The sequence below is a fragment of the Sphingomicrobium astaxanthinifaciens genome, from assembly GCF_022865105.1.
Lineage (GTDB): Bacteria > Pseudomonadota > Alphaproteobacteria > Sphingomonadales > Sphingomonadaceae > Sphingomicrobium > Sphingomicrobium astaxanthinifaciens.
Genome location: NZ_JAKNYM010000002.1, coordinates 699,799 through 721,339 on the forward strand (window position 1 = coordinate 699,799; position 21,541 = coordinate 721,339).

Annotated in this window: 22 protein-coding genes; 20 read left to right on the forward strand and 2 right to left on the reverse strand. The window is 70.1% G+C overall.

The genetic code is table 11. The features are described from left to right. Positions 1 to 170 precede the first annotated feature (170 nt). The 8 genes from L8951_RS07270 (at position 171) to L8951_RS07305 (ending at position 9,521) form a co-directional block, all read left to right on the forward strand. Positions 171 to 1,937 (forward strand): DEAD/DEAH box helicase, encoded by a 1,767-nt coding sequence (locus L8951_RS07270; protein ID WP_244382326.1) that lies wholly within the window; start codon positions 171 to 173, stop codon positions 1,935 to 1,937. A 129-nt stretch (positions 1,938 to 2,066) separates the two neighbouring features. Next, positions 2,067 to 2,864, forward strand: a complete 798-nt coding sequence (locus tag L8951_RS07275; RefSeq protein ID WP_244382327.1) for a hypothetical protein — start codon at positions 2,067 to 2,069, stop codon at positions 2,862 to 2,864. Positions 2,865 to 3,015: 151 nt separating this feature from the next. Beyond that, positions 3,016 to 3,435, forward strand: coding sequence for a 50S ribosomal protein L17 (gene rplQ, locus L8951_RS07280; RefSeq protein WP_244382328.1), 420 nt, complete (start codon positions 3,016 to 3,018; stop codon positions 3,433 to 3,435). Positions 3,436 to 3,629: 194 nt separating this feature from the next. Beyond that, positions 3,630 to 5,813, forward strand: coding sequence for a prolyl oligopeptidase family serine peptidase (locus L8951_RS07285; RefSeq protein WP_244382329.1), 2,184 nt, complete (start codon positions 3,630 to 3,632; stop codon positions 5,811 to 5,813). 225 nt (positions 5,814 to 6,038) lie between these two features. After that, on the forward strand, positions 6,039 to 6,656 hold the full coding sequence (locus L8951_RS07290) for a hypothetical protein (protein WP_244382330.1): 618 nt from the start codon (positions 6,039 to 6,041) through the stop codon (positions 6,654 to 6,656). 333 nt (positions 6,657 to 6,989) lie between these two features. After that, a complete protein-coding gene (gene guaA / locus L8951_RS07295; RefSeq protein ID WP_244382331.1) occupies positions 6,990 to 8,564 on the forward strand; it encodes a glutamine-hydrolyzing GMP synthase in 1,575 nt (524 codons plus the stop codon). A gap of 171 nt (positions 8,565 to 8,735) precedes the next feature. After that, positions 8,736 to 8,930 (forward strand): hypothetical protein, encoded by a 195-nt coding sequence (locus L8951_RS07300; RefSeq protein ID WP_244382332.1) that lies wholly within the window; start codon positions 8,736 to 8,738, stop codon positions 8,928 to 8,930. Positions 8,931 to 9,065: 135 nt separating this feature from the next. Then, positions 9,066 to 9,521, forward strand: coding sequence for a CHRD domain-containing protein (locus L8951_RS07305; protein WP_244382333.1), 456 nt, complete (start codon positions 9,066 to 9,068; stop codon positions 9,519 to 9,521). Between the two features lie 36 nt (positions 9,522 to 9,557). Here the strand turns inward: L8951_RS07305 and L8951_RS07310 are convergent, their stop codons facing one another. Further along, positions 9,558 to 10,592, reverse strand: coding sequence for an AI-2E family transporter (locus tag L8951_RS07310; RefSeq protein ID WP_244382334.1), 1,035 nt, complete (start codon positions 10,590 to 10,592; stop codon positions 9,558 to 9,560). A gap of 95 nt (positions 10,593 to 10,687) precedes the next feature. Here L8951_RS07310 and purT point away from each other — a divergent pair, with 95 nt between their 5' ends. From purT to L8951_RS07345, 7 genes are all read left to right on the forward strand, one after another. Next, the gene (purT, locus tag L8951_RS07315; protein WP_244382335.1) at positions 10,688 to 11,863 is read left to right on the forward strand and encodes a formate-dependent phosphoribosylglycinamide formyltransferase; all 1,176 of its coding nucleotides are present in this window, start codon (positions 10,688 to 10,690) and stop codon (positions 11,861 to 11,863) included. A gap of 2 nt (positions 11,864 to 11,865) precedes the next feature. After that, on the forward strand, positions 11,866 to 12,711 hold the full coding sequence (locus L8951_RS07320; RefSeq protein ID WP_244382336.1) for a DMT family transporter: 846 nt from the start codon (positions 11,866 to 11,868) through the stop codon (positions 12,709 to 12,711). A 14-nt stretch (positions 12,712 to 12,725) separates the two neighbouring features. Further along, a complete protein-coding gene (locus tag L8951_RS07325) occupies positions 12,726 to 14,099 on the forward strand; it encodes an MATE family efflux transporter (RefSeq protein ID WP_244382337.1) in 1,374 nt (457 codons plus the stop codon). Between the two features lie 160 nt (positions 14,100 to 14,259). Continuing rightward, positions 14,260 to 14,850 carry a ferric reductase-like transmembrane domain-containing protein gene (locus L8951_RS07330; protein WP_244382338.1) on the forward strand — a complete coding sequence of 197 codons (591 nt, stop codon included), beginning with the start codon at positions 14,260 to 14,262 and terminating at the stop codon, positions 14,848 to 14,850. Next, complete coding sequence (locus tag L8951_RS07335) at positions 14,847 to 15,158, forward strand: PepSY domain-containing protein (protein WP_244382339.1); 312 nt, start codon at positions 14,847 to 14,849, stop codon at positions 15,156 to 15,158. The genes L8951_RS07330 and L8951_RS07335 overlap by 4 nt, the downstream gene beginning before the upstream one ends. Before the next feature lie 106 nt (positions 15,159 to 15,264). Beyond that, the gene (locus L8951_RS07340; RefSeq protein ID WP_244382340.1) at positions 15,265 to 15,618 is read left to right on the forward strand and encodes an ArsC family reductase; all 354 of its coding nucleotides are present in this window, start codon (positions 15,265 to 15,267) and stop codon (positions 15,616 to 15,618) included. Between the two features lie 56 nt (positions 15,619 to 15,674). After that, entirely contained in the window at positions 15,675 to 15,956 is a 282-nt protein-coding gene (locus L8951_RS07345) for a DUF427 domain-containing protein (protein ID WP_244382341.1), read from the forward strand. Here the strand turns inward: L8951_RS07345 and L8951_RS07350 are convergent. Next, positions 15,953 to 16,465, reverse strand: a complete 513-nt coding sequence (locus L8951_RS07350; RefSeq protein WP_244382342.1) for a methyltransferase family protein — start codon at positions 16,463 to 16,465, stop codon at positions 15,953 to 15,955. The genes L8951_RS07345 and L8951_RS07350 overlap by 4 nt on opposite strands. A gap of 48 nt (positions 16,466 to 16,513) precedes the next feature. Here L8951_RS07350 and panB point away from each other — a divergent pair, with 48 nt between their 5' ends. From panB to L8951_RS07375, 5 genes are all read left to right on the forward strand, one after another. Beyond that, positions 16,514 to 17,383 carry a 3-methyl-2-oxobutanoate hydroxymethyltransferase gene (gene panB / locus L8951_RS07355; protein WP_244382343.1) on the forward strand — a complete coding sequence of 290 codons (870 nt, stop codon included), beginning with the start codon at positions 16,514 to 16,516 and terminating at the stop codon, positions 17,381 to 17,383. A 114-nt stretch (positions 17,384 to 17,497) separates the two neighbouring features. Then, positions 17,498 to 18,208, forward strand: coding sequence for a tetratricopeptide repeat protein (locus L8951_RS07360; RefSeq protein ID WP_244382344.1), 711 nt, complete (start codon positions 17,498 to 17,500; stop codon positions 18,206 to 18,208). A 5-nt stretch (positions 18,209 to 18,213) separates the two neighbouring features. Continuing rightward, positions 18,214 to 19,542, forward strand: coding sequence for an outer membrane protein assembly factor BamB family protein (locus tag L8951_RS07365; RefSeq protein ID WP_244382345.1), 1,329 nt, complete (start codon positions 18,214 to 18,216; stop codon positions 19,540 to 19,542). A gap of 51 nt (positions 19,543 to 19,593) precedes the next feature. After that, positions 19,594 to 21,018 (forward strand): ribosome biogenesis GTPase Der, encoded by a 1,425-nt coding sequence (gene der, locus L8951_RS07370; protein WP_244382346.1) that lies wholly within the window; start codon positions 19,594 to 19,596, stop codon positions 21,016 to 21,018. 82 nt (positions 21,019 to 21,100) lie between these two features. Then, positions 21,101 to 21,538, forward strand: a complete 438-nt coding sequence (locus L8951_RS07375) for an Hpt domain-containing protein (RefSeq protein WP_244382347.1) — start codon at positions 21,101 to 21,103, stop codon at positions 21,536 to 21,538. Positions 21,539 to 21,541: the final 3 nt, after the last annotated feature.

Consider the following 21,541-nt stretch of genomic DNA (forward strand, 5'->3'; position numbering starts at 1 on the left):
GCGCGCTAATTTCAACAACTTAAGCCATGCCAAACGGGCTCTAATGCCCTATGGGGCGCGCGGGCCGTGCGATTGACGCGGGCCGTGCCGGGCGGTTGGCCGCGGCACCCACTGACTTTCGCCACCCTCTGGGCGCCTCGCGCCATGACGTGGCTTTTTAGCGAGATTTCATGTCCTTCGATCATCTGCCGCCCGTTCTTCAGTCCGCCCTTGCCGAGAAGGGGTATGACACGCTCACCCCCGTGCAGGCCGCGGTCAGCGACGCGGAGGCGCGGGGGCGCGACCTCATCGTCTCGGCGCAGACGGGGTCGGGCAAGACGGTGGCGTTCGGGATCGCGCTGGCGGACGAACTGCTGGGCGCGGTCGGGGACAGCCCGCTGGTCGACAAGCCGCTGGCGCTGATCATCGCGCCGACGCGCGAGCTGGCGCTGCAGGTCAGCCGCGAACTCGAATGGCTCTATGCCGGGGCGGGGATGCGGATCGCGACCTGTGTCGGCGGGATGGATGCGTCGAAGGAGCGGCGCAATTTGCGCACAGGGCCGGCGGTGGTCGTCGGCACGCCGGGGCGGCTGCGCGATCATCTGGAGCGCGGGGCGCTCGACCTGTCGGGGCTGGTGGGGGTGGTGCTCGACGAGGCCGACGAGATGCTCGACATGGGGTTTCGCGAGGACCTCGAGGAAATCCTCGACGCGACCCCCGAGGGGCGGCGCACGCTCTTGTTCTCGGCGACGATGCCGCGGCCGATCGTGCGGCTGGCCGAGCGCTACCAGCGCGATGCGCTGCGCCTCACGCTGGCAGGGGATACGCGCGGGCATGGCGACATTGCCTATGAGGCGATCAATGTCGCGCCCTCGGATATCGAGAATGCGGTGGTGAACCTGCTGCGCTATCACGAGGCGGAGACGGCGATCTGTTTCTGCGCAACGCGCGACAGCGTGCGGCGGCTGCACGCGACGCTGCAGAACCGCGGGTTCGACGTGGTGGCGCTGTCGGGCGAGCATTCGCAGTCGGAGCGCAACCAGGCGCTGCAAGCCTTGCGCGACGGACGGGCGCGGGTGTGCGTGGCGACCGACGTGGCCGCGCGCGGGATCGACCTGCCCAATCTCTCGCTCGTCGTGCATGTCGAGATCCCGCGCGATGCCGAGACGCTGCAGCACCGTTCGGGGCGGACGGGGCGCGCGGGCAAGAAGGGGACGGCGGCGATCATCGTGCCCTACAACCGGCGGCGGCGGGTCGAGGGGATGCTGCGCGGCGCGAGGATCGAGGCGCAGTGGATGGACGCGCCGTCGCCCGAGCAGATCCGCGCGATGGATCGCGGGCGCCTGCTCGAGAAGATCACCGCGCCGGTCGACCCGGAGGAAGAGGAGCTGGGGCTGGCGGCCGAGCTCATCGACAAGATGACCCCGGTCGAGCTGGCGACCGCGCTGGTGCAGGCGCATCGCGCCAAGATGCCGCAGCCCGAAGAGCTCATCCCCAACACCCCCGAGGCGCGCGAGCGGGTGAAGGCCGAGGCGCATCGCCCGGGGTTCGAGGACACGGTCTGGTTCCGCATGGGGGTCGGGCGGCGGCACAATGCGGGGCCGCGCTGGATCCTGCCGCTCCTGTGCCGCCGCGGGCATATCACCCGCAACGAGGTGGGCGCGATCCGGGTCGGGCAGAACGAGACCTTCTTCCAGGTGCCGCGCAGCGTCGCGCCGCGGTTCGAGGATGCGCTGGCGCGCACCGCGGGGGGCGATGACGAGCAGGACGCGATCCCGATCGAGTTTTCGCCCGAGGGCCCGCGCGAGATGGCGAGGGCGAACAAGAAGCAGGGCCAGTTCGCGGTCAAGCCGGCGCGCGGCGGTCCGGGCGATGGCCCGCGCGGGGCCAAGCCGTTCAAGCCCAAGTTCAAGGGCAAGCCCCAATCCAAGCCCAAGCCGCACCGCGGCAAGCGCTAGTCGGCGCTGTCCTACAGATATCCAGATAGGTTATCACTTTCCGAAAGGAGAGTGAGCTATGGGATATCCGGGTTGTCGGGGGCGTGCCCCTGACGGAAGCCTGCGCGGCAGCGCTTGCGGAGCAAGTCGTTGAGCCGCCCGGCCAAGTGGCGCGGGGCGTTCATCGAGGCGCTGGCGACGTGCGGGAACGTTCGGATGGCGGCGCGGGCGGCGGGGATCGATCACACATCGGCCTATGGGCTGCGCTCGCGCGATGCGGCGTTCGACGCGCAGTGGCAGGCGGCGCTGGCCACGGTGTCGCGCGAGGGCGCGAGACCGGTCGCAGTGCCGGGCGAGGAAGAGGTGGAGGTCGTTTCCACCCGCAGCGGGCGGATCGTCGCGGTGGGCAGCGGACGCTTCGGGCCGCGAGCACGCGAGACCTTCCTTGCCGAGATGGCGGCGACGGGGTCGGTGCGGCGCTCGGCACGGGCCTGCGGCTTTTCGGAGCAGGCGCTCTACAAGCAGCGCGACAAGGATCCGTCCTTTGCCAAGGCGTGGAACGCGGCGCGGCGATTGGGACATGCGCGGATCGTTGACCTGGCCGCCGATGCGGCGCAAGCGCAGTTCGATCCCGACACCCTGCCCGAATGCGAGGGGCTGCCCAAGGTGACGACCCGCGAGATGCTCGACATCCTGAAGTTCAGCGCGGCGCAGGCCGAGAAGGAAGAGGCCGCGCTGGCGGCGGCGCATCCGCCAGCCAAGGACGAGGCAGGCAGCGCGCCCGATGCGGCGGCGGTGGCGGCGGCGCGCGCGGCGGTGCTCGACCGGCTCGAGCGGCTCGCCGCCGAGCTGCGGGACGAAAAGCTGGCGCAGGGCTGGCGCGAGGTCGAGGGCGGGTGGGTGCCGCCGGGCTGGACGCCGGGGCCCGCGGACGGGGGCGACGCTTGACTCGCGCGCGCATTTGGTGTCTGGGGCGCTGCAAGACCGGTGGAGCGCCTGTTCTCCGCCGGCTTTTTCAATGGGAACGGCCGGTCCCCACCAGAAGCATCGGCCAGGCTGCGGGTACCTAGGACGGCCCGCATACGAACGGAGAAAGACCATGCGCCATCGCGTTGGCCATCGCAAACTCAACCGCACCACCTCGCACCGCATCGCGCTCCTGCGCAACATGGCGGCGGCGCTGATCAAGCACGAGCAGATCAAGACCACCCTTCCCAAGGCGAAGGAACTGCGTCCCTATGTCGAGAAGCTCGTCACCCTCGCCAAGAAGGGCGGGCTGTCGAACCGTCGGCTCGCGCATTCGAAGCTGATGGACGATGCGCAGCTGCAGAAGCTGTTCGACGTCCTCGCCGAGCGCTACGCCGATCGCCAGGGGGGCTATACCCGCGTCATCAAGGCGGGCATCCGCAAGTCGGACGCGGCGCCGATGGCGATCATCGAGTTCGTCGACCGCGACGTCGATGCCAAGGGGCAGGATTCGGGCCCGGTCGAGATGGCCGAGGACGAGGCCGAGGCCTAAGCCCTCGCGCTCGATCCGAGCTGAAGCAGACGGGCCGTTCCCCAGCCGGGGAGCGGCCCGTTTCCTTTCGGGGCCTGCGCGGCGCGGCGGCGGGGTGCGCGGAGCGCGCGGGGGCGCGGCGATCCGGCCTAGACAAGCGGGCGCTGGCTGGGCCATCCAGTCGGCAACCCTTTCCCGTACCCGGAGACCGACCGATGCGCGTTACCGCCCTGACCCTTGCCCTGCTTGCCACCACCGCCTGCGCCACGACGCCGGCGACCGAGGAGCCGATGATGACCGCCCAAGCCGCTGGCCCCGTGCTCGACTATCCCGAGACCAAGAAGGTCGACGCGGTCGACACCGTGGGGTCGATCACCGTCGCCGACCCCTATCGCTGGCTCGAGAACGACGTGCGCGAGGACCCCGAGGTCGCCGCGTGGGTGGCCGCCCAGAATGCGGTGACCGATGCCTATCTCGACACGCTGCCGGGGCGCGACTGGTTCAAGGCGCGGATGACCGAGCTGTACAATTACGAGCGGATCGGGCTGCCGACCGCGCGCGGCGGGCGCTATTTCTTTACCCGCAACGACGGGCTGCAACCGCAGTCGGTGCTGCACGTGCGCGAGGGGCTCGAGGGGCCCGAGCGGATGCTGATCGACCCCAATATGTGGTCGGACGACGGCGCCACCGCGCTGGCCGGCTACGTGCCCAGCGAGGACGGGTCGATGATCGCCTACATGGTGCAGGACGGGGGGTCCGACTGGATGACCATCCGCGTCCTCGACGTGGCCACCGGCAAGGTGCTCGAGGACGAGATCGAGTGGGTCAAATTCTCGGGGCTGGCGTGGGCCAAGGACGGGTCGGGCTTCTACTACAGCCGCTTCCCCGCCACCGAGGAGGGGGGCAAGTTCACCGGGCTCAACACCGACCAGGCGGTCTATTTCCACCAGGTGGGAACGCCGCAGTCGGCGGATGAGCTGGTGTTCGCGCGGCCCGACAATCCCGAATTGAACAATACCGCGACCGTGTCCGATGACGGGCGCTATCTCATCACGTCGTCCTCGACCGGGACCGACGGCTGGGAGACGGGCGTGATCGACCTCGAGGGCGCGGATCGCACCCGCATCGTGATCGAGCCGGGGGTCGATTACGAAACCTCCTATGTCGGCAACGCGGGCACGACCTTCTATTTCGCGACCAACCGCGATGCGCCGCGCGGCGGGGTGTTCAAGGTCGACATCACCGACCCGCAGCTGGCGCGCGAATGGGTGATCGCCGAGGACGAGGCGGTGCTCGACAGCGTGTCCCATGTCGGCGGGCATCTCATCGCCGACTATCTGGTCGACGTGAAATCGGAAGCGCGCGTCCATGCCATGGACGGCAGCCTCGTGCGCAAGGTCGACCTGCCGGGGATCGGCTCGGCGGGCGGGTTCGGCGGCGATCCGGAGAAAAGCGAGACCTTCTACGCCTTCTCCAGCTTCGGCCAGCCGGGGACCATCTATCGCTACGACGTGGCCACCGGCGAGAGCAGCGTGTGGGCCGCTCCCGAGGTCGAGTTCGACCCCGCCGACTATGTCACCGAGCAGGTCTTCTATACCTCGAAGGACGGCACCCGCGTGCCGATGTTCATCACCAGGAAGCGCGGCGTCGAGGGGCCGGTGCCCACGCTGCTCTACGGCTATGGCGGGTTCAACATCTCGGTCACCCCGAGCTTCAACCCGGTGCGGCTGGCGTGGCTCGACGCGGGCGGCGCCTATGCGGTCGCCAACATCCGCGGCGGCGGCGAATATGGCAAGGCGTGGCACGACGCCGGGCGGCGCGGGTTCAAGCAGAACGTGTTCGACGACTTCGCGGCGGCGGGCGAATGGCTCAAGGCCAACGGGGTCACCACCGCCGACGGGCTGGCGATCGAGGGGCGCTCCAACGGCGGGCTGCTCGTCGGCGCCTCGATCAACCAGCGCCCCGACCTGTTCGACGCGGGGCATGCCGCGGTCGGGGTGATGGACATGGCGCGGTTCGATCGCTTCACCGCGGGGCGCTACTGGGTCGACGACTATAACCGCCCGCAGCGCGAGGCCGACCTCGCCTACAACCTGACCTATTCGCCCTATCACAACGTGCGTGCCGAGATCGATTATCCGGCGCTGATCATCACCACCGCCGACACCGACGACCGGGTGGTGCCGGCGCACAGCTTCAAGCTGGCGGCGATGCTGCAGGAGAAGGCGGGGCCGGGCGACGCGCCGCTGGTGATCCGGATCGAGACGCGCGCCGGGCACGGCGCGGGCAAGCCGACCGACAAGATCATCGAGGAGGCGAGCGACGTGGCCGCCTTCCTCGCCAAGCACACCGGGCTCAAGACCCCGCGCGATGCCAGCCTCGACATGATGGCCGAGTAGGCGACCACGCGCGGGCGGCAGCCCGCGACGCACGCCGGGACAAGGGCGCTTCCTCCTCGCGGGGGAGCTCCCTTTTGCCTTTGCGCGCGAGGCGGCGCGCCAAGCTGAACCTCGCAAAACAGCCGCGTTCAGGCTTGGCCCATCGACGCCATGGTAAACCGGGCACAAGATCGGCACCGACCCTGTCTTCGTCGATCCCCAGTATGGACGAGTAGGAGAGCCACCATGGCCAAGACCTTCAGGATGCTCGGGTTGGCCGGCGCTGCCGCCGCGACCGCGGCCTTTGCCGCGACCCCCGCGCAAGCCCAATATTATCCCGACCACCGCGGCACCACCGCCGAGCGCGTGATCGGCACCATTCTCAACGGGGTGCTCAACGGCGGGCGCACCTATGGCTACGGCCAGTACCCGTCGGGCAATTACGGCTATCACGACTATGCCCGCAGCAACCGCGCCGCGGTCGACCGCTGCGCGCGGGCGGTCGAGAGCCGGCTCGATCGCCGCTACGACCGGCGCCGGGGCTATGACGCCTACGACCCCTATGGCTATGGCCAGGGCTACCAGACCTATCGCCACGGTGCGCGGGTGACCGGGATCACCAGCGTGCGGCGCGACCGCCGCGGCGGGCTCAAGGTCTACGGGCTGGCGAGCCGCGGCTATGCCGGCGGCCCCTATGGCCAGCAGGCGGTGTCCGACCTCAAGTGGGACTGCGAGATCGACCGCCGCGGGCGGATCCGCGACATCGACGTCGATCGCCGCTCGCGCCGCGAGATGGCGCGCGACTGGCAGTATCAGCAGCGCGGACCTTATTATCCGCAGCGCCAGTACGGCTATCGCTACTAGGCGCCAGGAGCGGAGGGCACGGCGGGGCCGCCGACGGGAGACCGTCGGCGGCCTTGTCGTATGTGGCCGGGGTCGGTCGGGCCGGGGCTGGGCCGGTGGGGGGGGGGCGGGCCGCGCCGGGGCGGGGTGTCACCGGCCCCCATGCGCGGGGGCCGGTGACGGGGGTGGAACGTGTACCGGTGGACCGGCACGCCTGTTAGCAGCGCGCCCCCCGGCTGGCACGCGCGATAGGGTCCGGAATGGAGCTTTGCTCGTGGTGGACAGGCGCGGGGCCGGGCAGTATCGCGGGCGCAGCAGGGGCGAACGGCGCCCCGCCGAAAGGGACCGGAAGCGATGCAAGCGAGCGAATTGGGCGGGACGATCCTGATCGTCGATTTCGGGAGCCAGGTGACCCAGCTGATCGCGCGCCGCGTGCGCGAGGCCGGGGTCTATTGCGAGATCGCGCCCTTCAGCATGGCCGAGGAGGCGTTCGCGCGGCTACAGCCCAGCGGCATCATCCTGTCGGGCAGCCCCGCCAGCGTGCCCGACGAGGGCAGCCCGCGCGCGCCGCAGGTGCTGTTCGACAGCGGGCTCCCCATCCTAGGCATCTGCTACGGCCAGCAGGTGATGACCCACCAGCTTGGCGGCGAGGTGAAGCCGGGGCACGAGACGGGCGAGGGCGGCGAGTTCGGGCGCGCCTTCCTGACCGTCACCAGGGACTGCAAGCTGTTCGACGGGCTGTGGAAGGAAGGCGAGCGCCACCAGGTGTGGATGAGCCACGGCGACAAGGTCACCCGCTTCGCCGAGGGCTTCGAGATCGTCGCCAAGTCGGACGGCGCCCCCTTCGCGGTGATCGCCGACGAGAAGCGCCACTATTACGGCACCCAGTTCCACCCCGAGGTGGTGCACACCCCCGACGGGGGCAAGCTGATCGCCAATTTCGTGCGCCACGTCTGCGGGCTGGCGGGCGAGTGGACGATGGCCGCCTATCGCGATGCCAAGATCGCCGAGATCCGCGAACAGGTCGGCGACAAGAAGGTCATCTGCGGGCTGTCGGGCGGGGTCGACAGCGCGGTCGCGGCGGTGCTGATCCACGAGGCGATCGGCGAGCAGCTGACCTGTGTCTTCGTCGACCACGGGCTGATGCGCGCCAACGAGGCCGAGCAGGTGGTCGGGCTGTTTCGCGGGCATTACAACATCCCGCTCGTCCACGTCGATGCGGAGGAACGCTTCCTGTCGGGGCTGGCGGGCGAGACCGATCCCGAGAAGAAGCGCAAGTTCATCGGCAAGACCTTCATCGACGTGTTCGAGGAAGAGGCCGCGAAGATCGGCGGCGCCGAGTTCCTCGCGCAGGGCACGCTCTATCCCGACGTGATCGAGAGCGTCTCCTTCACCGGCGGGCCGTCGGTGACGATCAAGAGCCATCACAATGTCGGGGGCCTCCCCGAGCGCATGAACATGGCGCTGGTCGAGCCCTTGCGCGAACTGTTCAAGGACGAGGTGCGCGAGCTGGGGCGCGAGCTCGGGCTGCCCGACGCCTTCGTCGGGCGGCATCCCTTCCCCGGGCCGGGGCTGGCGATCCGCATCCCGGGCGAGGTGACCAAGGAGAAATGCGACATCCTGCGCAAGGCCGATGCGATCTACCTCGAGGAAATCCGCAACGCGGGGCTCTACGACGCGATCTGGCAGGCCTTCGCGGTGCTGCTGCCCGTGCGCACGGTGGGGGTGATGGGCGATGCGCGCACCTATGACAGCGTGTGCGGGCTGCGCGCGGTGACCAGCGTCGATGGCATGACCGCCGACGTCTATCCCTTCGAGAGCCGGTTCCTCCAGAACGTGGCGACGCGGATCATCAACGAGGTGCAGGGCATCAACCGGGTGGTCTACGACTATACCAGCAAGCCCCCGGGGACGATCGAGTGGGAGTAACCGCAGCAAATTAGTCCGGGGGACTAATTTGGCGGTTACTCCAAGCCAGACGCGAAGCGGACTGGCGAGGCGGGCACGCCTCGTGACGAGCACCGATAAATCGGTTGCGAATGGGAACCCGTGCTGCCCTGCCGCATTGATGCTGCAATGCGACACGATCCGAGAAATTCGATGAAGACCAAGGCCTTGCCGATTTTCGCCACGCTGGCGCTCGCCGCGTGCGGGCGCGCCGAGGCCGATCCCGTCAGCCTCGAGAACGACCTGCCGGTCGAAGCGATGGTGGTGACCGAGGACGAGCGCTCGGCGCGGGTCGAGGCCGAAGTCGCCGAGGTCGCCGCCCAGCGCGCCATCGACGAGATGGGTTGAGAAGGCCGTTCCGCCCTCCCTCCAGGAAAACCCACCTCCCGGCTTGGTCCCACTTGCGCCACGCTTTGTCGCGCTAGCGGAACGAGGCCGGAAAAGCGCGCATTGCGGGGGAAGGGAAGCAACAGGAGGATCCAGATGAACCCGACCAAATTTGCCGCGCTTGCCGCCGGAACGGCGTTGCTGAGCGCCTGCGCGACGCTCGAGAGCGTCGAGGAAACGCTGACCGAAGCGGTCGACGACACCTATACGGCCTACCTCACCGGCGACCAGGTCCCCGGCGGGGGCGACCCCGATGGCTATGCCCGTGTCGAAGTGACGGTTTCCGGCACGCTCGACAATATCTGTTACGAGATCAGCGACCTGCAGGGTGTCACACCGACTGCCGCGCACATCCACGAAGGCGGCGAGGGCGTCAGTGGCCCTCCGGTCGTGGCATTCGAGGACAATGGCGGAAGCTGGACCGGCTGTATCGAAGGGTCGGCGCCTGTTCGCGATCATATCGAGAGCGTGCCCTCGACCCACTATGTCCAGATCCACACCGCCGAATATCCCAACGGCGCGATCCGCGGCCAGCTGTACGATTACGATTGATCGTCCGGCCCAACGGAGTTGAGCGAAGGGGCTGCCTCAGGCGGCCCCTTCTGCTTTGGGGAGCTCGCGCCCCGGCACCTTCACTTCGTGTCCCAGCGCATCGCGCGACCAGAGCATGGTGACGAGCGTGTAGATGACGACGGTGAGCGGGGCGGCGAGGACGACGCCGACGAAGCCGAACAGCCCGCCGAGCGCGGCGAGCGAGAAGATGAGCAGCGCGGGCGGGATCGAGACCGCCCAGTTCTGCACCATCGGGGTGAGGACATTGCCCTCGATCTGCTGCGCGACGAGATAGACCAGCACCGCGTACCAGAACAGTTCGGGCGCGGCCGAGAAGGCGATGATCAGCCCGGGGATGGCGCCGATGAAGGGACCGACCAGCGGGATGAAATTGGCGACCCCGATGGTGAGCCCCAGCGCGGCCGCGCTCGGGATGCCGAGGATGGCGAGCCCGATCCACACCATCAGCCCGACGATCGTCATGGTCGCGAGCTGGCCGAGCAGGTAGCGCCGCAGCGCCTGCCCCGAGGCCTCGAGCGCCTCGACCACCTTGGCCGAGCGGTCCTTGGGGAACAGCTTGGCGAGCCCGCGCTGGTAGACCCCGGGGTCGAGCGCGAGATAGGCGGCGCCGACGATCACCAGCACGAGGTTGGTGAGCAGCCCGAGCAGGCCGAAGGCGAAGTTGAGCGCGCGGCCGGCGAGTTCCTGGACGTCGGGAGTGGTGCCCGCGAGGCTGCCGACGAAGGGCAGCCGGGCGAGCTGGTCGCGCACCTCGGGCACGGCCTGCGCGAGCTGCGCCTGCAAGGTGGCGAACTGGCCCGACAGCTGCGCGCCGAAGAGCCAGCCGAACAGCCCGAGCAGGACGAGGATCGCGGCGAGCCCGAGCAGTACCGAGGCGGTGTTGCCGAGCCCGAGGTGCTGGAAGGGGATCGCGGCGGCGCGCACGAGGACGGCGATGAGGATCGCGCCGAAGATGAGCAGCAGCGTGTTCGCCATCAGCGGCAGCAGCATCGCCAGCCCGATCACCAGCAGCACCACCAGCGTGCGCCGCACCATCTCGCCCAGGCTCATCGCGATTCTCCCCCTCGAATGTCGGGCCAAGGGGTGACGCGGGCCGCCGCGCTTGGCAAGGGGAAAGGGCACGAGGCCACCGAGGAGAAACTGGCATGACACCGACCGCGACGATCCTGCTGCTGGGCTCGGGCGAGCTGGGCAAGGAATTCGTCATCTCGTGCCAGCGGCTGGGGTGCCGGGTGATCGCCTGCGACGCCTATGCCGATGCCCCCGCGATGCAGGTCGCCGATGCGGCCGAGGTGTTCGACATGCTCGACGGCGCCAAGCTGCGCGCGGTGGTGGAGAAGCATCGGCCCGACCATATCGTCCCCGAGATCGAGGCGATCCGCACCGAGATGCTGGTCGAGCTGGAGCGCGAGGGGTGGCAGGTGGTGCCGACCGCGAAGGCGACCCGGCTGACCATGAACCGCGACGCGATCCGCGATCTCGCGGCGGGCGAGCTGGGGCTGGTCACCAGCCCCTATCGCTATGCCGAAAGTTTCGAGGAATTGCGGCAAGCGGCGGGGGCGGTGGGCTATCCGCTGGTGGTCAAGCCGGTGATGAGCTCGAGCGGCAAGGGCCAGTCGACGGTGCGCGGCGAGGACGAGCTCGAGGCGGCATGGCGCTATGCCTGCGCGGGCATGCGCGGCGATCGCCAGCGGGTCATCGCCGAGGGCTTCGTCGACTTCGATTACGAGATTACCCTGCTCACCGTCCGCGCCGCCGACGGGGTGCATTTCTGCGCGCCGATCGGGCACCGGCAGGAGGGCGGCGACTATCGCGAGAGCTGGCAGCCCGCGGCGATGGCCGAGGCGGCGCTCGACAAGGCGCAGGCGATGGCGGCGAGGGTGGTCGACGCGCTCGGCGGCCACGGCCTGTTCGGGGTCGAGTTCTTCGTGAAGGGCGAGGAGGTGATCTTCTCCGAACTGAGCCCGCGCCCGCACGATACGGGGATGGTGACGCTGGTGAGCCAGAACCTGTCCGAGTTCGACCTGCATGCGCGCGCCATCCTCGGGCTGCCGATCCCGCCCTTGAACGCGCGCCCGAGCGCGAGCGCGGTGCTGCTCGCCGAAGCCCACGAAGAGGACTTCGCGATCGAGGGGCTGGCCGAGGCGATGGCGGCGCCGCCCGGCAGCCATGTCGACGTGCGGCTGTTCGGCAAGCCGGTGACGCGGCCCGGGCGGCGCATGGGGGTGGCGCTGGCGAGCGCGCCGGGCGCGGGCACCGAGCGGGCGCGCGAGATCGCGGTGGCGGCGGCGTCCAAGCTGCGGATCCGCACGGGCGACTGATCATGCGCTGGTTCCTCGTCGGCGCGCTGGCGATCCTCGCGTTCGCCGCCAATTCGCTGCTGGCGCGCGCGGCGCTCGCCGACGGGACGACGGGGGCGGGGATGTTCGCGGGGCTGCGGCTGCTCGCGGGGGCGCTGGTGCTGCTGCCCTTCCTCGACCGGGGGTGGCTGGGGCGGCATGTCGGGGGCGGGGCGATGCTGGCGCTCTACGCGATCCTCTTCGCCTTCGCCTATGTCCGGCTCGACGCGGCGAGCGGGGCGCTGATCCTGTTCGCGGTGGTGCAGGCGACGATCGTCGGCGTCGGCGCGGCGCGCGGCGGCAAGGTCGGGCGGCTCGGCAGCGTCGGCATCCTGCTTGCCTTCGCGGGGGTGGCGCTGCTCCTCGCGCCGGGCGCGCGCGGGGTCGATCCGCTCGGCGCGGCGATGATGGCGGCGGCGGGGGTGGGCTGGGGCGCCTATACGCTGATCGGCCAGCAGGGCGGCTCGGCGGCGGGGCGCAACGCGGAAAGCTTCCTCATCGCCGCGATCATCGCGTTGCCGCTGCTCCTGCTCGATGGCGCGGTGAGCGCACGCGGCGCGCTGCTGGCGCTGCTCTCGGGCGCGGTGACGAGCGGGCTCGGCTATGTCGCCTGGTATGCGGTGGCACCGCGGCTGAGCCTCACCGGGGTGGCGGCGGTGCAGCTGGCGACCCCGCCCGCGACCGCGCTGCTGGCATGGCCGTTGCTCGGCGAGATGCCCGGCGCGCGGCTGGCGCTGGCGAGCGCGCTGGTGCTCGGCGGGATCGCGCTGGCGATGCGCGGGCCGCCCGCGCGATCGGCGCGGCTGGCGGAACCGGAGCGGGGCGGCTAGCGCTGGAAGCTGCGATGCCCGCCGATAGCCCGCCCCGAAAGCCGTCCGCCGCCAAGCTGGTCCGCGGCTCGATCCCCGGTCACCTGCTGACCCAGACCGCGCCGATGATGGTCGGCGGGGCGGCGCTGATGAGCGTGGGCATCATCGATGCCTATTTCGTCGGCCAATTGGGCGCCGGGCCGCTGGCGGCGATCAGCTTCATCTTCCCCGTGACGGTGGCGCTCTCCTCGCTCGGCGTCGGCGTGATCGCGGGGATCTCGAGCGTGGTCAGCCGCGCGCTGGGGCGGGGCGAGGAGGAACTGGCGCGGCGGCGCGGCAACATGGGCATCGTGCTCGCCGCCCTGTTCGGGATCATCGTCGGGCTGGGGCTCTATGTCGGGCGGCACGCGCTGTTCGGGCTGATGCAGGCGGACGCGGCGATCCTGCCGCTGATCGATGCCTATATGGGGCCGTTCGCGCTGTTCTTCCCTCTCCTGCTCGTGAGCATGGGGGTCAACGGCTGCCTGCGCGGGCAGGGGCTGGCGAAGCGGTCGTCGAGCGTGCTGCTCGCGCTGGCGGTGGCCAACTGGATCCTCGACCCGCTGCTGATCACCGGGGCGTTCGGTTTTCCCGGCATGGGGATCGAAGGCGCGGCGTGGGCGACGGTCGGCGGCTGGGCGGTCGCGGTGCTGGTCGGCTTCCTGTTCCTCCAGCGCAGCGCGCTGCCCTTTGCGCCGCGCACGCTGCCGCAATGCGACTGGAAAGCCGGCAGCCGCGCGATCGCCAAGGTGGCGGGGCCGGCGGCCTTTTCCAACTCGATCAACCCGATCGGGCTCAGCGTGCTCACCGGCTTCCTCGCCGCGAGCGCGGGGGAGGCGGCGGTGGCGGGGTTCGGCACGGGCGGGCGGCTGCAGAGTTTCGCGGTGGTGCCGCTGCTCTCGCTGTCGGCGTCGATCGGCGCGATCGTCGGGCAGAATTGGGGCGCCGGCGAGCTCGGGCGGGTGCGCCAGGCGCTGCTTTGGGCAGGGGGGTTCTGCATCGCCTACGGGCTCGCCATCGGCGCGCTGCTGGTGGGGTTTCGCGAGAGCTTCGCGGGGGTCTTCACCGACGATCCGCAGGTGATCGCGGCGATGAGCGATTATCTCATGATCGCGGCGTGGGGCTATGCCGGCTATGGCGTGCTGATCATGGCGAACGGCGCGCTGAACGCGCTCGATTTCGCGGGCAACGCGCTGGTGCAGAGCGTGGCGCGGGTGCTGCTGGTGATGGTGCCGGTGGCGTGGTGGCTGGGCGGCGAATGGGGCGCCAACGGCATCTATGCCGCCGAACTCGCCGCCAACCTGTTCGGCGGGCTGATCGCGGCGGCGATGCTGTGGTGGGTGGTGTGGCGGCGCCCCGCGACGGGCTGAGGCGGGTTTCCCGCGCTTTTGCTATTGCGAACCATTCGCAGCCGTGGTCTGACCGGGGCATGGACCGGCCCCGCTATGCTTCCTGTCGATTCGCGATCCCCGGCGCCCCGAGCGCGCGGCGGGCGCGGCATGCGGTGGGCGCGGGCCAGGGCGCGCGCGCATGACTGAGCGCGGCGAGAAGCTGCTGGGCTGGACGCTGCTCGCGCTCCCCGGCGCGTGGCTCGCGCTCACGCTCGCGCGCACCCCCGAGCCGTGGCTGGCCGACTGGATCGCGGCGAGCGGGCTGTGGTCGGCGCGCTTCCTCATCCTCGCGCTGGCGCTGACCCCGTTGCAGCGCCTGTTCGGCAACCGGCGCGCGATCCGGTTGCTGCTGCGCCATCGCCGCGCGATCGGGGTCGCGGCCTTCTGCTACACGGCCGCGCATGTCGCGCTCTATGTCGTCGACATGGCCGACTGGGGGGCGATCCTCGGCGAGGCGGTCATCCCCTCGATGCTCGCGGGCTGGGGCGCAATGCTGGCGATGCTCTTCCCCTTCCTCGCCTCCAGCGATGCGGCGATGCGCCTGCTGGGCAAGGGGTGGAAGCGGGTGCAGCGGCTCGCCTATCCCGCCACGCTGCTGACCCTCGTCCACTGGCTGCTCGTCCATGACGGGGCGGGCGAGGCGCTGCTTCACTTCCTGCCGCTCGGCTTGCTCCAGCTCGCGCGGCTCCATCTCCACCTGACCACGACCAAGAAAGCGATTGCGACATGACCAAGACGATCCTGGCGGCGCTCGGCGCCAGCCTGCTCCTCACCCTCCCGGCGAGCCCCGCCGAGGCGACCGGCAAGATGCGCTGCGACGTGGCCGAGGCCGATCGCCAGCCGCTCGAGAAGCTGACCGCCAAGCTCGCGGCCGAGGGCTGGCAGGTGCGCAAGGGCAAGGTCGATGGCGGCTGCTACGAAGTCTATGCGACCGACCCCGAGGGGCGCCGCGTCGAAGCCTATTTCGATCCGCAGACCTTCGAGAAACTGCTCGTTTCGCAGCGCGGCAAGGAGCTTTTCCGGGCGGCCGGTCGCTAGCGCGGGCGTCCTACCACGCCACCGCCCCGCCCGCGCGCACTTGAAGCGCGGGCGGGGCTTTTGCATATGCGCTGCAACGCAGAGCGGATTTCAAGGGCAAAACATCATGATCACCATGTACGGCATCCCCAATTGCGACACCGTCAAGAAGGCCAAGAACTGGTTCGAGAAGCGGCAGATTCCCTATGCCTTCCACGATTTCAAGAAGTCGGGGATCGACAAGGAGACGCTCGAACTGTGGGTGCTCGACATGGGCTGGGAGCCGCTGCTCAACAAGCGCGGCACGACCTTCCGCGAGCTGCCCGCGCCGCTCAAGGAGGATATCGATGCCGACAAGGCGATCCTGCTGATGAGCGCGCATCCGACGATGATCAAGCGCCCGGTGGTGACCGACGGCGACACCGTGCTGGTCGGCTATGATTCGACCGGCTACGAGAAGATGACCGGGATCGACGACTAGTCGCGGGAACGGCAGGTGGCCGGACCACGTTCGCTTCCTCGAGAAGGAGAATGAACATGGTCAAGGCGAGCTGGAACGGCGAGACGATCGCGCAAAGCGACGACACGGTCGAGGTCGAGGGCAACCACTATTTCCCGCGCGAGCACGTGAAGATGGACCGGCTGGTGCCGTCCGACACGCGCAGCCATTGCCCGTGGAAGGGCGAGGCGCGCTATTTCTCGATCAAGGCCGACGGGGTGACCAACGCCGACGCGGCGTGGAGCTACGAGGAGCCCAAGGAGGCGGCGAGCCAGATCAAGAGGCGGATCGCCTTCTGGAAGGGGGTCGAGGTCGGCTAGAGCCAGCGCTTCGAGCGGGCCAGCCAGGCCGTATAGGACGCGCCGAACTTGCGCGCGAGATAGGCTTCCTCGCGGGCGATGACGTAGCGGTCGATCACGAAGAGGACCGGCACCAGCCCGGCGAGCATCAGCAGGCAGCCGGCGATGATCGCGATCCCGGCATAGGCGAAGGCCATGCCCAAGTACATCGGGTTGCGGGTCAGCCGGTAGGGCCCCGACAAGGCGAGCGCGCGCGTCTCCTCCCACGGTTCGGGCGGGGTGTCGGCGCGGCGCATGGCGAGGATTGCGGTGACGATCAGCAGCGCGCCCGCGATCACCACGACCGCGCCCGAGAAGGCGCGAGCGGGCCAGCTGAAATGGCGCAGCGGCACGTCGCACGCCCCCGCCAGCCTGTCGTGGATGAACAAGAGCAGCGCGAGCGGCACGCCGTAGATCAGCGGCGGCGGGGCGATCACCCCGGGAAGGTCCTTGCGCGCCCGGTCGTCGCGCGGCTCGTTGCCATCGCTCATGGGCGCAAGCCTAGCGGGCCGCGCCGCGGCGCGCTAGAAGCCTCGCCCATGTCCAAGATTACCATCGATACCGATACCAGCCGCGCCACCCCCAAGCCCAAGCCGGGCAAGCGCATGACCGCGCCCGCGATCATGGCGCGCAAGCAGGACGGCAAGGTCGACGAGCCGCTCGTCATGCTGACCGCCTATACGATGCGCATGGCGCAACTGCTCGACGCGCATTGCGACATGCTGCTGGTCGGCGACAGCCTCGGGCAGGTGATCTACGGGCTCGACAGCACCATTCCCGTCAGCCTCGAGATGATGTGCGCGCACGGCGCCGCGGTGGTGCGCGGGTCGTGGCACGCGATGATCATCGTCGACATGCCGTTCGGCAGCTACGAGGCCTCGCCCCAGCAGGCGTTCGAGAGCGCCAGCCGGATCATGAAGGAGACGGGCTGCGCGGCGGTCAAGCTCGAGGGCGGGGAGGCGATGGCCGAGACGGTTCGCTTCCTCACTAGCCGCGGCATCCCGGTGATGGGGCATGTCGGGCTGACCCCGCAGGCGGTCAACATGCTCGGCGGCTATCGCGCGCGGGGCCGGGACGATGCGGAGGAGGACAAGATCCTCGCCGATGCGCGTGCGGTGGCGCAGGCGGGCGCCTTCGCCATCGTGGTCGAGGGGGTGATGGAGGAGATCGCCAGCGCGGTGGCCAAGGCCAGCCCGGTGCCGGTGATCGGGATCGGTGCCTCGAAGGATTGCGACGGGCAGGTGCTGGTGACCGAGGACATGCTCGGCCTGTTCGAGCGCACCCCGCGCTTCGTGAAGGTCTACCACGACCTCGCCGACCAGATTTCGGGCGCGGTCGCGACCTATGCCGACGAGGTGCGCGGGCGCCGCTTCCCGACCGCGGCGCAGACCTATCGCCGCAAGGGGTGAAGGGCTTTGCCTTTGCGGCCAAGCGGCGCTAAGCCAGCCTCCGTTCATTTCGGGGTGGGATGGTGCGTCGGTGACGGCGCCCCGGTCGCGCCCCTGACCAGTCGAGGATAATCCGTGGCCCTTCCCCCGCAAGACGCTGCCAGTTTCGAACGCGAAGTCGACGAGGAATATCGGCGCGCGCAAGCCGCCCAGTTCGGCCAGAAATATGGCAAGTGGATCGCGCTCGCGGTGATCCTGTTCCTCGCCGCGGTGGCGGGCGCCATCTGGTGGCAGGGCGAGCAGGTGCGCAAGGGCGAGGCCGGGGCCGAGGAGCTGGCCAAGGTGGTCGCCGACCTCGGCGATCCCGCCGAGGCCGACACGCTCGCGCCGCGGCTCGAGGCGCTGGCGACGCGCGAGGGACCGGCGACCGCGGCCGCGGCGACGATGCTGCGCGCGGCGGTGCTGCTCGAGCGCGGCGACCGCGCCGGGGCGATCGAGGCCTATCGCGCGCTCGCCGAACGGCCCGACGCCCCCGCGCCCTATGCCGCCGCGGCGCGGATCCGCTGGACCTATCTCGACTTCGACCAGGTCGAACCCAACGTGGTGATCGCCCGGCTGCAGGGGCTCGCGCAGGACGGCCAGCCGTTCCACGGCGCGGCCAAGGAACTGACCGCGCTGGCGCTGCTCGCGCAGGGGCAGGAAGAGCAGGCGGCGCAGCTGTTCAAGACCATCGCCGAAGACCGGAGCCTGCCCTCCAGCCTGCGCACGCGCGCGGTGCAGGTGGCGGGCTCCTACGGGGCCGACGCCACCGCCGCGCTCGCCCAGCTCGAACAAGAAGGACAGTAAGCCTCATGACCGCACGTCACTCCAAGATCCTCCTGTCGCTGGCGCTCGCCGCCGGGCTGGCGGGCTGCGGCCTGTTCAAGGAAGCGCAGAGCCGGACCCCGGTGCTGGGCGAACGCGTCGCGGTGCTCGGCGCCGAGGTCGAGGTCGGGATCGACGCGACCACCGCCGCGCTGCCGTTCGCGCTGCCCGCGCCGCGAGCCAACGAGGACTGGGCGCAGTCGGGGGGCAACGCGCCCAAGTCGATGGGACACCTCGCGCTCAACCCCGACCCGCAGCTGGCATGGCGCCAGTCGGCGGGCGCGGGCTCGACCGACGCGGCGCGGCTGATCTCCACCCCGGTGGTGGCGGGAGGCCGCGTGTTCACCATCGACACGCGCGGCATCGTGCGCGCCTTCGACGCGGCGAGCGGGGCGCTGCAATGGGCGACCGGCACCGCCAGCGATGCCAGCGACCGCGACGCGCTCTACGGCGGCGGGGTCGCGTTCGGCAACGGCCGGCTCTACGCGACCAACGGGCTGGGCAATGTCGTCGCGCTCGACCCCGCGAGCGGCGCGGTGGCGTGGACGGTGCGCCCGGCGGGACCGCTGCGCGGCGCGCCGACCTTCGACGGCACCCACCTCTATGTCACCACGCAGGACAACCAGCTGCTCGCGCTGCGCCCTGCCGACGGCTCGACCGAATGGCGCGCGACCGCCGCGCTCGAGGTCGCCGGGGTGTTCGGCAACGCCGCCCCGGCGGCGGGCCGCGGCACCGTTGTCGCGGGCTTCTCCTCGGGCGAACTCAACGCCTATCGCTACGAGAACGGGCGGCTGTTGTGGCAGGACGCGCTGGCGCGCACCTCGATGTCGACCAGCGTGTCGGCGCTGTCCGACATCGACGCCGACCCGGTGATCGACAGCGGGCAGGTGATCGCGGTCGGGCAGGGCGGGCGCATGGTCGCACTCGACATCCTGTCGGGCCAGCGCCTGTGGGAACTCTCGCTGGCGGGGACCTCGACCCCCACGGTGGCGGGCGACTGGGTGTTCGTCGTCACCGACCGCGCGCAGGTCCTCGCGATCGCGCGCGAGACCGGGCGGGTGCGCTGGATCAACCAGCTGCCGCGTTTCAAGAACGAGGAAAAGCGCCGCGGCGCCTTCTATTATGCCGGGCCGGTGCTCGCGGCGGGCAAGCTGTGGGTGGCGGGCTCGAACGGGGCGCTGATCGAGATCGACGCCAACAGCGGGCGCTTCGTGCGCCAGCGCGATGTCGGCGAGCCGCTGGCGCTGCCCCCGGTGGTGGCGGGGGGCACGCTCTACCTGCTGGGCGAGGATGGCGGGCTCCACGCCTACCGCTGATCGACGCGCGCGCGGCTTGACCCGGCGCGGCGCGCGGTCCAAGGCCGCGCCATGAGCCCCAAGCGCCCCCTGCCCGTCGTCGTGATCGTCGGCCGCCCCAACGTGGGCAAGTCCACGCTGTTCAACCGGCTGGTGGGCCGCCGTCTCGCGCTGGTCGACGACCAGCCCGGGGTGACGCGCGACCGTCGCGAGGCCGAGGCGAGCCTGCTCGGGCTCGACTTCAAGGTGATCGACACCGCGGGGTTCGAGACCGAGGCCGAGCCGACGCTGCCCGGGCGGATGCGCGCGCAGACGCAGGCGGCGGTACGCGCCGCCGACGTGGCGCTGTTCCTGATCGACGGGCGCGCCGGGCTGACCCCGCTCGACCGCGAGATCGCCGACTGGCTGCGCGGGCTCGACACCCCGATCCTCGTCGCCGCCAACAAGGCCGAGGGGCGCGCGGGCGAGGCCGGGCGGCTCGAGGCCTATGAGCTCGGGCTGGGCGACCCCTTCGCGCTGTCGGCCGAGCATGGCGAGGGCATCGTCGACCTGTTCGACGGCCTGCGCGAATATCTCGAGAAGGACCGGGACGCGGCCCAAGAGGACCCCGAAGCGGGCCCCGAGGGCCCCGAGCTCGAGCATGTCGAGGTCGACCCCGACGGCGAGGAAGTGGTGGTCGAGACGCTCGGTCCGCTCAAGCTGGCGATCGTCGGGCGCCCCAATGCGGGCAAGTCGACGCTGGTCAACCAGATGATCGGCGAGGAGCGGATGATCACCGGCCCCGAGGCCGGCATCACGCGCGACGCGATCCACCTCGACTGGGCCTGGCAGGGGCGCGAGGTGCAGCTGGTCGACACCGCGGGGCTGCGCAAGAAGGCCAAGGTCGACGACCGGCTCGAGAAGATGTCGAGCGTCGACACCAAGCGCGCGATCGACCGCGCCGAGGTGGTCTGCCTGCTGCTCGACGCGACCCGCGGACTCGAGGCGCAGGACCTGCGCATCGCCGACCAGGTGCTGCAGGAGGGCCGCGCGCTCGTCATCGGGCTCAACAAGTGGGACGTCGCCGACAATCCGAGCGCGCTCTACAACGGCATCCGCGGCGCGCTCGACGAGGGGCTGGCGCAGGTCAAGGGGGTGCCGCTGATCGCGGTGTCGGCCAAGACCGGCAAGGGCATCGACCAGCTGATGCAGGCGGCCTTCGAGCTGCGCGACAAATGGGCGAGCCGGGTGCCCACCGGGCTGCTCAACCGCTGGTTCGACGACGCCATCGACGCGCACCCGCCGCCCGCGCCCAAGGGCATCCGGATCAAGCTGCGTTATATCACGCAGGCCAAGTCGCGCCCGCCCGCCTTCGTGCTGTTCGGCACGCGGGTCGACAAGCTGCCGACCAGCTATCACCGCTACCTGATCAACTCGCTGCGCCGCGACATGGACCTCGGGCCGATCCCGATCCGGCTGATCACGCGCGCCCCCAAGAACCCCTTCCATCGCAAATAAACGAATGCTTTACCCTCTTTGACTAGGGGGGAGGAGTGATGGAGCGTCCCGACCGGGGCGGAGGGGAAGGGATGTTCGAGCGTTGAGCGAAGCGGCCCAGATCGTCGACTGGAAATATTTCGAGGATGCCCGCGCCCAGCTCGGTCCCGGGTTCATCAAGATTCTCGGCTATTTTCGCGAAGACGGGCTCAGCAGCCTCGAGAAGATCGAGGCGGCGATGCGCAACCACGACACGGTCGCGCTGATCATCCCCGCGCACACCATGAAGGGCGAATCGCGCCAGTTCGGCGCCGAGCCGCTGGCGGCGGTCGCCGAGACGATCGAGAACCGCGCGCGCAGCTGCGTCGAGGAAGGCCGCTTCCCCGCCGAGCTGGTGCCCGACGTAGTCAAGCTGCGCCAGCTGTTCGAGCTGACCATCGAGATGTTCGACGAGGCGACCAACCCGCGGCTGCGCAAGCCGGTCGGCGGGTTCGGGGTTCGCGGCGTGCACAATTCGGGCTTCGGCCGCGCCCAGCGCTGAGCG

What these genes read in the sequence shown, in the direction of transcription:
- L8951_RS07270 (WP_244382326.1), top strand. Translation starts at nt 171, where the DNA reads ATGTCCTTCGATCATCTGCCGCCCGTTCTTCAGTCCGCCCTTGCCGAG.
- rplQ (WP_244382328.1), top strand. Translation starts at nt 3,016, where the DNA reads ATGCGCCATCGCGTTGGCCATCGCAAACTCAACCGCACCACCTCGCAC.
- L8951_RS07285 (WP_244382329.1), top strand. Translation starts at nt 3,630, where the DNA reads ATGCGCGTTACCGCCCTGACCCTTGCCCTGCTTGCCACCACCGCCTGC.
- L8951_RS07290 (WP_244382330.1), top strand. Translation starts at nt 6,039, where the DNA reads ATGGCCAAGACCTTCAGGATGCTCGGGTTGGCCGGCGCTGCCGCCGCG.
- guaA (WP_244382331.1), top strand. Translation starts at nt 6,990, where the DNA reads ATGCAAGCGAGCGAATTGGGCGGGACGATCCTGATCGTCGATTTCGGG.
- L8951_RS07300 (WP_244382332.1), top strand. Translation starts at nt 8,736, where the DNA reads ATGAAGACCAAGGCCTTGCCGATTTTCGCCACGCTGGCGCTCGCCGCG.
- L8951_RS07305 (WP_244382333.1), top strand. Translation starts at nt 9,066, where the DNA reads ATGAACCCGACCAAATTTGCCGCGCTTGCCGCCGGAACGGCGTTGCTG.
- L8951_RS07310 (WP_244382334.1), bottom strand. Translation starts at nt 10,592, where the DNA reads ATGAGCCTGGGCGAGATGGTGCGGCGCACGCTGGTGGTGCTGCTGGTG.
- purT (WP_244382335.1), top strand. Translation starts at nt 10,688, where the DNA reads ATGACACCGACCGCGACGATCCTGCTGCTGGGCTCGGGCGAGCTGGGC.
- L8951_RS07320 (WP_244382336.1), top strand. Translation starts at nt 11,866, where the DNA reads ATGCGCTGGTTCCTCGTCGGCGCGCTGGCGATCCTCGCGTTCGCCGCC.
- L8951_RS07325 (WP_244382337.1), top strand. Translation starts at nt 12,726, where the DNA reads ATGCCCGCCGATAGCCCGCCCCGAAAGCCGTCCGCCGCCAAGCTGGTC.
- L8951_RS07330 (WP_244382338.1), top strand. Translation starts at nt 14,260, where the DNA reads ATGACTGAGCGCGGCGAGAAGCTGCTGGGCTGGACGCTGCTCGCGCTC.
- L8951_RS07335 (WP_244382339.1), top strand. Translation starts at nt 14,847, where the DNA reads ATGACCAAGACGATCCTGGCGGCGCTCGGCGCCAGCCTGCTCCTCACC.
- L8951_RS07340 (WP_244382340.1), top strand. Translation starts at nt 15,265, where the DNA reads ATGATCACCATGTACGGCATCCCCAATTGCGACACCGTCAAGAAGGCC.
- L8951_RS07345 (WP_244382341.1), top strand. Translation starts at nt 15,675, where the DNA reads ATGGTCAAGGCGAGCTGGAACGGCGAGACGATCGCGCAAAGCGACGAC.
- L8951_RS07350 (WP_244382342.1), bottom strand. Translation starts at nt 16,465, where the DNA reads ATGAGCGATGGCAACGAGCCGCGCGACGACCGGGCGCGCAAGGACCTT.
- panB (WP_244382343.1), top strand. Translation starts at nt 16,514, where the DNA reads ATGTCCAAGATTACCATCGATACCGATACCAGCCGCGCCACCCCCAAG.
- L8951_RS07365 (WP_244382345.1), top strand. Translation starts at nt 18,214, where the DNA reads ATGACCGCACGTCACTCCAAGATCCTCCTGTCGCTGGCGCTCGCCGCC.
- der (WP_244382346.1), top strand. Translation starts at nt 19,594, where the DNA reads ATGAGCCCCAAGCGCCCCCTGCCCGTCGTCGTGATCGTCGGCCGCCCC.